Consider the following 12,069-nt stretch of genomic DNA (forward strand, 5'->3'; position numbering starts at 1 on the left):
ACAAATGCCACGTAGGGGGTCGAATGGTCGGGTCTCAACTTGACCGAAACATGAACAACGGAGAATAGCTTCGTGATCGAGGACGATGGGAACGCCGAGCGCCGACGGCTGGCCGAAGCCGACAGCGGGGAGCGCCCATGGCGGGGCTGGGGGCCCTACCTGTCCGAGCGTGCCTGGGGGACGGTCCGCGAGGACTACAGCCCGCACGGCAACGCCTGGGAGTACTTCCCGCACGATCAGGCCCGCTCCCGGGTGTACCGCTGGAACGAGGACGGGATGGCGGGCATCTGCGACGACCGCCAGACGTTCTGCTTCGCCCTGTCGCTGTGGAACGGCCAGGACCCCATCCTCAAGGAGCGGATGTTCGGCCTCGGCGGCGACCTGGGCAACCACGGCGAGGACGTCAAGGACTACTGGTGGTACGTGGACTCCACGCCGACGCACTCGTGGATGCAGTGGCGCTACCACTACCCGCAACGGGCCTTCCCCTACGACGACCTGGTCGCCGAGAACTGCCGCCGGGGGCGTAACGAGCCCGAGTACGAGCTGGTCGACACCGGCATCTTCGACGAGGACCGGTTCTGGGTGGTCGACGTCGACTACGCCAAGGCCGGCCCGACGGACATGTGCATCCGCATCCGCGTCACCAACCGCGGGCCCGAGGCGGCCGAGCTGCACGTGCTGCCGACGCTGTGGTTCCGCAACACGTGGGCGTGGGGCCTGCCCGGCCGCGACTACCGCCCGGAGATCCGCGCCAAGGACAACGGCCTGCTCGCCGAGCACCGCCTGCTCGGCCGCCTGGCGCTGACCGGCGACGGGGCACCGCGCCCGCTGTTCTGCAACAACGAGACCAACGGGCCGCGGATCTGGGGCAAGGCCGGCGAGGAGTACCCCAAGGACGGCATCAACGACCACATCATCCACGGCACCGACAGCGTCAACCCGGCCGGCGTCGGCACCAAGGGCGCCCTGCACTACCTGCTGAGCGTGCCCGCCGGCGCCACCCGCGAGATCCGGCTGCGGCTCAACCTCAACGCGCCCGGCGCCAAGGACCTCGCCCCCGCCGACCTCAAGGCCGACTTCGACTCGACGATGAGCCGGCGCCGGGCCGAGGCCGACGAGTACTTCGAGGACCTCGTCCCGCCCGCGGCGAGCGCCGAGGAGAAGATGATCGTCCGGCAGGCGGTCGCCGGGCTCATGTGGGGCAAGCAGTTCTTCCACTTCGACGTGGCCCGCTGGCTCACCGGCGACCCGGTCTCCGAGCCGCCGCCGGACTCCCGCCGGTACGGCCGCAACTCCCACTGGTGGCACATGAACAGCTGCGACGTGCTGTCCATGCCCGATCCGTGGGAGTACCCGTGGTACGCCGCCTGGGACCTGGCGTTCCACTGCGTCGCCATCGCCCGCGTCGACCCCGGCTTCGCCAAGGAGCAGCTGCTGCTCCTGCTGCGCGAGTGGTACATGCACCCCAACGGGCAGATCCCGGCGTACGAGTGGGCGTTCGGCGACGTCAACCCGCCCGTGCACGCCTGGGCGGCGCTGCGCGTCTTCGTCCTGGACGGCTCCCGCGACTTCGACTTCCTCGCCCGCGTGCTGCACAAGCTGCTGCTGAACTTCACGTGGTGGGTGAACCGCAAGGACGCCGAGGGCAACAACGTCTTCGAGGGCGGCTTCCTCGGCCTGGACAACGTCGGCCCGTTCGACCGCTCGGCCGCGCTGCCGGTCGGCGGCCGCCTCGAGCAGAGCGACGGCACCGCCTGGATGGCGATGTACGCGCTCAACCTCCTCGACATGTCGCTGACCCTGGCCGTGCACGATCGGGTGTACGAGGACATCGCGGCCAAGTTCCTGGAGCACTTCGCCTACATCGCCGACGCCGCCTACGAGTTCGGCCTGTGGGACGAGGAGGAGGCGTTCTTCTACGACGTGCTGCGCACCGCGGACGGCCACCAGATCCCGCTGCGCGTGCGCTCGGTCGTCGGCCTGCTGCCGCTCACCGCGACCACCATCATCAGCTCCTCGACCCTGCGCCGCCTGCCCGACGTCGCCGCCCGGCTACGCTGGTTCCTGACCAACAAGCCGGAGTACGGCGACGTGGTCGGCGCGAAGAAGAGCCGCGGCGGCCAGCAGCTGCGATTGCTGTCGATGGTCGGCCCGGACCAGCTGATCCGCATCCTGCAGCGCATGCTGGACCCGGACGAGTTCCTGTCCCCCTACGGCCTGCGCACGCTCTCGCGGGCGCACAAGGACGAGCCGTTCACCGTTCACCTGGGCGACCACGCCTACACGGTCGGCTACGAGCCCGGCGAGTCGACCAGCGGCCTGTTCGGCGGCAACTCGAACTGGCGCGGCCCGATCTGGATGCCGGTCAACTACATCCTGATCGAGGCGGTGCGCCGCTTCGCCGAGTTCTTCGGCGACGACCTGCAGGTGGAGTACCCGGCGAACAGCGGCAAGATGGCCACGCTGGGCGCGGTGGCCGACGACCTGTCGCACCGCCTGGTGAAGCTGTTCCTCAACGACGAGCACGGCGTGCGCCCGATCTTCGGCGACGTCCCCCTGTTCCAGTCCGACCCGGCGTGGCACGATCTGCTGCTCTTCTACGAGTACTTCCACGGCGACACGGGGGCGGGGCTGGGGGCGGCTCACCAGACCGGCTGGACGGCCCTGGTCCTGGATCTGATCCTGACCTTGCGCACTCCTCCGCCGGGCGACTTCCGCTCCTGACCTACGGCCGTGCGGGTCGGGTGGCGGTTGGCCGCTCGACCCGCTAACGGGGGCTTTTGTGACAAGTCGGGCGCTCCGCGCCACGACTTGTCGGATTTATACCCTGTCAGGAGATAAATCCGGCAAAGGCGCTTTTTGGGCCGCTCCCCTAGTGCGTTCCCCACGGTGGCGGCTTCACGGCCCAAGGCTCGCCGCGGCGGCGGCTTCACGGCCCAAGACTCGCCGCGGCGGCGGCTTCACGGCCCAAGACTCGCCGCGGCGGCGGCTTCACGGCCCAAGACTCGCCGCGGCGGCGGCTTCACGGCCCAAGACTCGCCGCGGCGGCGGCTTCACGGCCCAAGACTCGCCGCGGCGGCGGCTTCACGGCCCAAGACTCGCCGCGGCGGCGGCTTCACGGCCCAAGACTCGCCGCGGCGGCGGCTTCACGGCCCAAGACTCGCCGCGGCGGCGGCTTCACGGCCCAAGACTCGCCGCGGCGGCGGCTTCACGGCCCAAGACTCGCCGCGGCGGTTCATGGCCGCGAGGCCGGATGGCCGCATGGCGGCGCTAGCGCGGATGTGCAGTCCCGCACCGGCGGCATCATGGCCGCACCCCGGCGGCAGCGCGGACGCGGTCGCGCTCCGGGTGCCTACGCCGCGCAGCCCCACGACGAGCCGCCGACACGAAGGCGGCACCGTGCGCGAGCCGGGCGACGTGGTCACGTGACCGGGAAGTCCGCGGGGAAGAGCTGGGCGATCGCGGCCAGGCGATCGCGGCGCTCCTCGTCCGGCACCGGCCCGCGGGTCAGCTCGTCCAGCAGCAGCCCGTCGATCAGGCCGATCAGCAGGCGCGCCCGCGGCCGCGAGCCCATGAACCGTTCCGCGCGGTCGACGAAGGCGTCGGCCAGGCGGGCGGCGGACTCGCCCAGGTCGCGGCGCGCCTGAGGGTCGAGCATCAGCATGAAGCGGGCCCGCGTGCGCGGGGAGCCCGACCACGCCGTCAGGACCGACGCGAGGTCGCGGTCGGCCGACTCCGCCAGGTCCAGCTCGGCGATGCGTTCCAGCGTCGCGGTCAGCAGCGCGTTGCGTGTCGGGAAGTGGTAGCTGCACGTGCCCTGCGGCAGGCCGGCCCGGGTGTCCACGGCGCGGTGGGTCAGGGCGCGCAGGCCCTCCGTGCCGAGCACCTCGATCGCGGCGTCAGCCAGCCGGCCCTTCCGATCGTCGCCCACGACGCGCATACTACAGATGTAGCAGTCACTACAGGTGTAGCAATCAGCGAAGCGAGGGGCATATGCGGGCGATCGTCGTCGGGGGCGGGATCGGCGGGCTGGCCACGGCCCGCGGGCTGGGGCTGCGCGGGTGGGACGTCACGGTGCTCGAGCGGCAGCGCAGGCTCGAGGCGGCGGGGGCGGGGCTGTCGCTGTGGCCCAACGCGCTGCGCGCGCTCGACTGGCTCGGGGTCGGCGACCGCGTGCGGGGCGCGGGCGCGCCCGTCGTCGGGGGCGGGCTGCGCACCGCGGGCGGGGGCTGGCTGACCCGGGTGGCGATGGACCCCAGCGGCGGGCCGATCGTCGTGCACCGGGCGGACCTGCACGAGATCCTCGCCGGCGGGGTCCGCGTGCGCACCGGCGTCGCGGTGAGCGATCCGGGGGAGCTGGACGCGGACCTCATCGTCGGCGCGGACGGGATCGGCAGCGTGATCCGGATGCGGTACGCCCCGCAGGTCCGCATCCGCGACAGCGGTCAGGTCTCGTGGCGAGCCGTCGCGCCGGGCGATGCGCCCGGGGGCGGGGAGACGATGGGGGCGGACGGGCTCCGGTTCGGGTACCTGCCGATGGGGCGACGGGGCGTGTACTGGTATGCGGTGGCGCCGGCTCCGCTGCGTACCACATCGAAAGCGGAACAGCTGGCGGAGCTGCGGCGGGCGTTCGGCTCGTGGCACGCGCCCATCCCGCAGCTGCTGGAGGCCACCGACGCCGCGGCGCTGCTGCATCATCCGCTGCTCGACCTGGATCCGGTGGCGCCCATGCGGTTCGGGGAGCGGATCGCGCTCGTCGGCGACGCGGCGCACGCGATGACGCCGAACCTCGGGCAGGGGGCGTGCCAGGCGCTCGAGGACGCGGTGACGCTCGCGGGGCTGGTGCCGGACGGCCGCAACGGTACGGCGGCGGGCCTCGCGGACGCGCTGCACCGCTACGACGCCGAGCGGCGGCCGCGGGTCGCGCTGGTCGCGCGGCGCTCGTGGCAGGTCGGGCGGGTCGCGGGCGCCCGGGGGCGCCTGGCGAGCGCGGCCGTGCGGGCGCTGGCCCGGCTGACGCCGTCGAGCGCGACGGCCCGGGCCGCGCAGCGCATCGCCGAGTGGGCACCCGCGCACCCGTCGCCGGCCGCGGAAGGCAACGCGACGCAACGCAGGGCCCGGTGACGTAGGCACCCGCGCACCCGTCACCGGCCGCGGAAGGCAACGCGACGCAACCCAGGGCCCGGTGACGTAGGCACCCGCGCACCCGTCACCGGCCGCGGAAGGCAACGCGACGCAACGCAGGGCCCGGTGACAACGCAGGGCCCGGTGACGTAGGCACCCGCGCACCCGTCACCGGCCGCGGAAGGCAACGCGACGCAACCCAGGGCCCGGTGACGTAGGCACCCGCGCACCCGTCACCGGCCGCGGAAGGCAACGCGACGCAACGCAGGGCCCGGTGACAACGCAGGGCCCGGTGACGTAGGCACCCGCGCACCCGTCACCGGCCGCGGAAGGCAACGCGACGCAACGCAGTCCGGGAGGAGACCGGGCGCGGCTCAGGCCGGGAGGCGGGCCCCGGTGATCTCGTCGCGGCCGAGCCACGAGCGCAGGCGGTTGCGCAGGCCCTTCGGGGCCGGCACGTCGTCGCCGACGATGTCCGCGACCACGGCGGTGATGTTGTCCGGGCCGCCGGCGCGCAGCGCCAGGTCGATGAGGCGTTCCACGCACTCGTCGACGTCGGCGTACTCGCGCAGGGCCTCCTCGATGGTCTCGGCCCGCAGCACGCCGGACAGGCCGTCGCTGCACAGCAGGTAGCGGTCGCCGGCGCGGGCGGCGGTCACGGAGTACACCGGATCGGTCGGCTGGCCCTGCAGCACCCGGCTCACCAGGGAGCGCTGCGGGTGCGTGGCCGCCTCCTCCAGGGTGATGCGGCCCTCGTCGACCAGCAGCTGCACGTACGTGTCGTCCTTGGTGATCTGCGCGAACTCCTCGCCGCGCAGCAGGTAGGCGCGGGAGTCGCCGACGTGGACCAGGCCGATGCGGTCGCCGGAGAACAGGATCGCGGTGAGGGTGGTGCCCATGCCGAGCTTGGCCGGGTCGGCCTCGACCTCGTCGCGGATGCGGCGGTTGGCGTCGGACACGGCGGTGCGCAGGGCGGTGAGCAGGTCGTTGCCCGCGAACTCCTCGTCCAGCGGGCCCATCGCCTCGATGACGAGCCGGCTGGCGACGTCACCGGCCGCCATGCCGCCCATGCCGTCGGCGACGGCGAGGAGCCGGTCCCCGGCGAACACCGAGTCCTGGTTGGTACTGCGCACCAGTCCCACGTCGGTGCGCGCCGCCCAGTGCAACGCGAGCGGCTGATGACCCCCGTCGATCACGCCCTCTGCCACGCCCTCTGCCATGCGTGACAGCGTGCCGTATGCAGACGGCGGGCGTCTCTACGCACTTGTGCGTATCGTGGCCGCATGCCAACCGCCCCGTTCATCGGCCGAGCCGCCCAGCTCGCCGAGATCACGGAGGCGTGGCAGGCGCAGCGACCAGGCATCATATTGATCACCGGCGAGGGCGGCAGCGGCAAGAGCCGCCTCGTCGCGGAGGCTCTGGCGGGCCTCGACCTGACCGCGACGCCCGTCGTGCGCGGCGCCGCGCGGTCGCTCGGGGCCGCGCCCCATGACTGGCTGGCTTCGGTACTCAGCGGACGCCCGGCCGCCGGCCTCCCGCTGGACGAGTCGCTGCTCAACCGGCTGGCCCAGCGCTCGGCCGACGGCGCCCCGGACGCGGCCGAGCCCCGCCTGGCCCCGGCCACGACCCTGCGCGCCGCCGTCGACGTGGTGCGCGCCCTCCTGCACGCCGAGGCCCCGAAGCGCGCGGGCGGCGACCTCGGCGACGACCCCGCGGCGGACCCGGATACCCCCAGGCGCCCCGGGTCCGGGCTCATCCGGCATTTCGCGAAGTTTCGCGGCGCGGGCCCGCAGGACGCCCCGGAAGCGGCGCCCGCGGACGCCGACGCCTGCCCGGAGCACCCCGGCGGGCGGCTGGGAATCATCCTGGTCGAGGACCTGCACGACCTCGACCCGGCCAGCCTGGCGCTCGTCGCCGAGCTCGCCGCGGCCGCCGAGAGCCTGCCGGCGCTGCTGCTCGTCACGAGCCGGCCGCCGCAGGAGGCGGCCTTCGCCCCCGCCGCGGCGCGGACGCTGCGGCGGCTCGGGGGCGGGCCGTCCGTGTGGCGGGTGCACCTCGCGCCCTTCACCGCGCGGGAGACGGCCGAGCTGATCGAGGCCAGGTACGGCAGCGCGCCCGCGCCCGAGACCGTCCGCGGTGCGCTGCGGCGCACCGGCGGCAACCCGTTCTGGCTGACGGAGCTGCTCGCCGCGTACGGCACGGCCGACGACCTCGCAAGCGCGCCACTGCCCGCGCACGTGGTGGGGCTGCTGGTCGAGCCGGTCGCGGGCGAGCCGGCGCTGGTCGGGCGGGTCGCGCGGGCGGCGGCGCTGCTCGGCGACCCGGTCGAGAGCGACGTGCTCGTGCACGTGTGCGGCGGCGACGTCGAGCCGGCGCTGCGCCGGCTGCTCGACCTCGGCATCCTGCTCATCGCGCCGGACCTGGCGCCGGCCGGTTCACTGCGGTTCCGCCACCCGCTGCTGCGCGAGGCGCTGGCCGCCGGGGCGATGCCGGGGGAACGGACCGGGGTGCACACCCTCGCCCGGGGGCTCGCCGCCGAGCTCGGCGACGACGCGGCCCTGGCCCGGCACGCGGCGGCGCTCGGGCGCACGGCCGAGGCGCGCGCCGCCGCCGTCCGCGGCGCCGCCGCGTGCCTGGCCGAGGGCCTCGCCGAGACCGCCCTGGACCTCGTCGCGCTGGGCCTGCGCCTGCCCGACCGCCCGGGCCCGGAGGACGAGGCCGCGACCGCGGACGACGTGGGCGTACAGAAGCGGGCCCTGACGGCGGCCGGTGCGGCGGCGGCGTTCGTGAGCGCGCGGTTCGGGCTCGCGGCCGACTACGCCGCCGACTGGATCAACGAGGCCGGCGCGTGCGACGACGAGCGGGCCGACGCGCACCGGATGCTGGCCGCCGTACGGTGGTGCCTCGGCGAACCGGAGGGTCACCGGCGCTCGCTCGACCGGGCCGCGGCCATCGGCGGGTCGCCCGGCTCCCTCGCCCGGCAGCGCGCCGCCGAGGCCGAGAGCGCGCTGCGCATGGAGGGTGCCGCGTCCGCGCTGGCGCTCGCCGAGGCGGCGCTGGCCGCGGCCGAGCGGGCGGGCGCAGGCACGGCGTCGGCGTCGGTCACGCTCGGCACGGCGCTCGCGCTCACCGGCGCCGCCGAGCGCGGGGTCGCGCTGCTGCGGGCCGCGCGGCAGCTCGCGGCGCGGGAGCGCGACCCGGTGGCGATCGGGCGGGCCGTGCACAACCTCGTCGTGGTGAGCCTGCCGCGGCTGGGCGAGGTCGCCGGGTGGCGGCTGTTCGACGAGGCGATGGCGACCCTCGGGCGGTACGGGCTCGAGTTCTGCGCCGGGCGCACCACCAGCCTCGGCATCGCGCACGCGATCCGCGCCGGGGACCTGGCGCGGGCCGAGGCGCTCGTGTGGTCGCGGCTGCCGATCGAGGGCGATCCGGTGGAGCGGGCCGGGTTCACGGCGCGGGCGGGGCTGCTCGCGCTCGAGCGCGGCGACGACCCGCTCGCCGTGCGGATGCTCGCCCGGGCCGATGCCGAGGGGCGCGACTCCGGGCTGATCCGGGTGCTGCGCGTGGCCGTGGCGGCTCGGGGGGTACACCCGGCGAATCCGGCGGAAGTGTTGCGCGACTGTGTGGGGCGGTGCGACGCGGGGCAGCTGGCCGAGGCGGCGCGCTGGGCGCTGCACGGGGGCGTGCCCGCCGCCGTCGTGGAGGAGTGCGTCGCCGACCGGCCGGCGCGGCTGCGGCTGGTGCTGGCCGTGTACGCCGGGCGCGACGCCGAGGCCGTCGCGCTGCTGCCGGCCGCGCTCGGGGGCGAGGCCGACGGGGCCGGCGACGACGAGGTGCCGGCGCGGGCCGAGGAGGCGGCCGTGCACACGGCGGTCGCGCACGCGCTGCTGCGGCTCGGCAAGGCCGGCGAGGCCCGGCGGCACGCCGAGCGCGCGGTCGCGCTGCTGGCCCACTGGCCCGGCTGGCGGCTCACCGAGGCCGAGACGCTGCTGCACAGCCTGCGCGCGGGCGGCGACCTGACCGCGCGGGAGCTCGAGGTGCTCGGGTGCCTCGCCGCCGGCATGACGAACCAGCAGGTCGCGAGCTCGCTCGGGATCTCCGTGCGGACCGTGACCGTCCACGTGTCCAACCTGCTGCGCAAGACCGGCGCCGCCTCGCGTACCGAGGCCGCGCTGTGGGCCGTGCGCCACCGCCTCGCCCCGGAGCGCTGATCCCGGCTCACGCTCGTAACCTCAGGCGGCTCCTGTCGTTTGACCGGATGGGCACACCCCTAGCGCTCCTGAAGTGAAAGCGGGCACCACGCGATGGTCAGCAACCCGCGCACGTTCTGGCTCGTCCTGCTCTGCGCCGGCGCCGCCCTCGGCGCCGCGGCCGCCGCCGGCCCGGTCCTCGGGCTCGCGGCGGTCGCCGCGGTGAGCGGGGCGGCGGCGCTGGTGCAGGCCGGGGCGCTGATCCGGCTCGCGCTGCGCATCCACCACGGCCGGCGCGACTTCGGCCCGTGCCGCGGCGCCGGGTTCCTCGGGCTGGGCGCGCTCATCACCGGCCTGGGCGCCGCCGTGACCGGCCTGCCCGCCCTCGACCCGGGCCCGGTCGCGGCCGCGACGACGCTGCTCGCCGCGCCGCTGTACCTGCTGGGCCTCCTCCTGCTGCCGGGCACCGCGCCGACCCTCGGTGCCCGGCTGCGCCGCCTCCTCGACGGGACCGGCATCGGGGTCAGCCTCTTCTACTGCGCCTGGGTGCTCACGCTGGGCCGCTCGGCGCCGGGCCCCGCGCCGCTGCGCCTCGCCGTCGCCCTCGCCGGCTGTGTCGCCGTCGCGGTCGCCGTCATCACCGGGCTGCGCGCGGTGCGCCACCGGCCGGCGGCGCTGGGCTGCGCGGGCGGGGCGGCGCTGTCGATCGTGGGCGTGGACGTGTACGCGCTGCTGCTGCTCGGCCACGAGAGCGCCTGGACGGCGGCGCCCGCCGCGGTCACCGCCGGCCTCGTCCCGGCCGGCCTGGCGATGGTCGCCGGCCCCTTCCTCATCACCGCCGGCGCCCGCCGCGCCGACGACGAGCCGACCCGCCCCCACGCCGTCGACGAGGGCGGCTCGTTCGCCGGCTACCCGCTGCTCATCGGCCCGGCGCTGCTGGCCGTCGCGGTGTCGGCGTTCCACCTGCTCACCGGCGGCCGCTTCGACGGCACCTCGGTCGCCCTCGGGGTCGGCGCGTTCGCCGCCCTCGCCGTGCGGGAGATGCTGGCCGCGCGGGACATCCGGCGGTACGCCGGCACGCTCGCCGGCCGCGAGGCCCGCTTCCGCACCCTCGTCGCCGGCTCGACCGACGTCGCGATCGTGCTCGACGCCGACCTCGTCGTGCGCTGGCAGTCCCCCGCCGCGGCCCGCCAGTTCGGCCTGTCCGACCAGGACGCCCTGGCCCGCCCGTTCACCGACCTGCTGCACCCGGCCGACGCCGCACCGGCCGCGGCCGCCCTGCGCACCGTCCTCGAGGGCCGCCAGCACGTCCTCGTCCACGCCCGCCTCCGCGACGGCTTCGGCCACTGGCGCGAGACCGAGTCCACGGTCAGCGACCAGCGCTCGGCCCCCGAGGTCGCCGGCCTGGTCGTGCACGTCCGCGACGTCGGCGAGCGGGCCCAGCTGCAGCGCAGCCTCGACGAGGTCACCTGGACCGACGACCAGACGGGCCTGGCCAACCGCCGCCGCCTGGTCGCCGCGGCCTCCGCACGGCCCAGCGGTTCGCTGCTGGTTCTGGAGCTCAACCGGTACGCCAGCATCGCCGGCCTGCACGGCCCCGCCGTCGCCACCGCCGTGCTGATCGAGGCCGCCCGCCGCCTGCGCACCGCCGCCGGCCGCGACGACGTGCCGGCCCGCCTCGGCGACGCGGCGTTCGCGGTCCTGACCGACGCCCGGCTGGTACCCGCCTTCGCCCTCGCCACCCGCCTGGCCACCGCCCTGGCCGAGCCGTTCCTGCTCCCCGGCCTGACCGTGCACCTGTCCGCGGACGCCGGCGTCGCCGACCTGGAGGGCGCCGGCACCCCCGAGGAGGCCCTGCGCCACGCCGACGTCGCCCGCCGCCGCGCCCGGCAGCTCTCCCGCACCCGCGACGGCGGCCGCGTCGAGTGCTACGACAAGTCGTTCGAGGCCGTACTGCTGCGCCGCACGGAGATCGAGCAGCAGCTGCCCGGCGTCGTCGGCCGCGGCGAGCTGGACCTCGTCTTCCAGCCCGTCGCCGACCTCGCCACCCGCTCCCCCGTCGGCGCCGAGGCCCTGCTGCGCTGGCGCCACCCGCGCCTGGGCGCGATCCCCCCGGCCGAGTTCCTGCCGATCGCCGAGGAGATCGGCGGCGGCATCGCCGACGAGATCGGCACCTGGGTCCTGCACCGCGCCTGCCGCCAGCTCTCCCGCTGGCACCGCGACGGCCGCCCCATGTGGGTGTCGGTGAACGTCACCGCCGCCCAGCTGGCCGGCGACGGCTGGCTCGCCGCGGTCGCCACGGCCGTCGACACCCACTGCGTCCCGGCCGAGTCCCTCGTCGTCGAGGTCGCCGAGGCCGCCCTCCCCGACGACGCCCACGCCGTCGAGCAGCTGGCCGGCCTGCGCGCCCTGGGCGTGCGCACGGCCCTGGACCACTTCGGGACCGGCCCCACGGCCCTGGCCCACCTGCGCCGCCTGCCCATCGACGTGCTGAAGATCGACCAGGCGCTGTTCAGCGAGCACCCCGGCCGCGACGGTACGGCCACCCCGATCGTCGACGTCGTCGTCGGCCTGGCCCGCCGCCTCGGCATCGACGTGATCGCGTGCGGACTGGAGACGCAGTCCCACGTGGACGTGGTGCGCGCCGCCGCCTGCCCGCTGGGCCAGGGCTTCATCATCTGCCCGCCCGACCACGCCGAGCACGTGGAGGCCTACCTGGAGCGCTACCGCACCCCGATGCTGTAGCCGGGCC

The 12,069-nt window shown here is 75.5% G+C and carries 5 protein-coding genes and 1 pseudogene; 4 read left to right on the forward strand and 2 right to left on the reverse strand.

Annotated elements, in window-relative coordinates; genetic code table 11:
- The first annotated feature begins 72 nt into the window (after window positions 1-72).
- A complete protein-coding gene (locus ACQEVU_RS39085) occupies window positions 73-2,727 on the forward strand; it encodes an MGH1-like glycoside hydrolase domain-containing protein (protein ID WP_433332777.1) in 2,655 nt (884 codons plus the stop codon).
- Between the two features lie 697 nt (window positions 2,728-3,424).
- On the opposite strand, the gene ACQEVU_RS39090 is transcribed toward ACQEVU_RS39085, so the two are convergent.
- The gene (locus ACQEVU_RS39090; RefSeq protein ID WP_433332779.1) at window positions 3,425-3,934 is read right to left on the reverse strand and encodes a TetR/AcrR family transcriptional regulator; all 510 of its coding nucleotides are present in this window, start codon (window positions 3,932-3,934) and stop codon (window positions 3,425-3,427) included.
- Window positions 3,935-3,996: 62 nt separating this feature from the next.
- On the opposite strand from ACQEVU_RS39090, the gene ACQEVU_RS39095 reads away from it, so the two are divergent.
- Window positions 3,997-5,127, forward strand: coding sequence for an FAD-dependent monooxygenase (locus ACQEVU_RS39095; protein WP_433332781.1), 1,131 nt, complete (start codon window positions 3,997-3,999; stop codon window positions 5,125-5,127).
- Between the two features lie 455 nt (window positions 5,128-5,582).
- Here ACQEVU_RS39095 and ACQEVU_RS39100 read toward each other — a convergent pair.
- Window positions 5,583-6,347, reverse strand: a pseudogene (locus ACQEVU_RS39100) (PP2C family protein-serine/threonine phosphatase); the annotation flags it as partial.
- Between the two features lie 63 nt (window positions 6,348-6,410).
- Here ACQEVU_RS39100 and ACQEVU_RS39105 point away from each other — a divergent pair.
- Together ACQEVU_RS39105 and ACQEVU_RS39110 are read left to right on the forward strand one after the other, a co-directional pair.
- On the forward strand, window positions 6,411-9,338 hold the full coding sequence (locus tag ACQEVU_RS39105) for a LuxR C-terminal-related transcriptional regulator (protein ID WP_433332783.1): 2,928 nt from the start codon (window positions 6,411-6,413) through the stop codon (window positions 9,336-9,338).
- A gap of 93 nt (window positions 9,339-9,431) precedes the next feature.
- The gene (locus ACQEVU_RS39110) at window positions 9,432-12,062 is read left to right on the forward strand and encodes a putative bifunctional diguanylate cyclase/phosphodiesterase (RefSeq protein WP_433332785.1); all 2,631 of its coding nucleotides are present in this window, start codon (window positions 9,432-9,434) and stop codon (window positions 12,060-12,062) included.
- The last annotated feature ends 7 nt before the right edge of the window (window positions 12,063-12,069 follow it).

It is taken from the genome of Dactylosporangium sp. CA-139066 (assembly GCF_050936175.1).
GTDB lineage: Bacteria > Actinomycetota > Actinomycetes > Mycobacteriales > Micromonosporaceae > Dactylosporangium.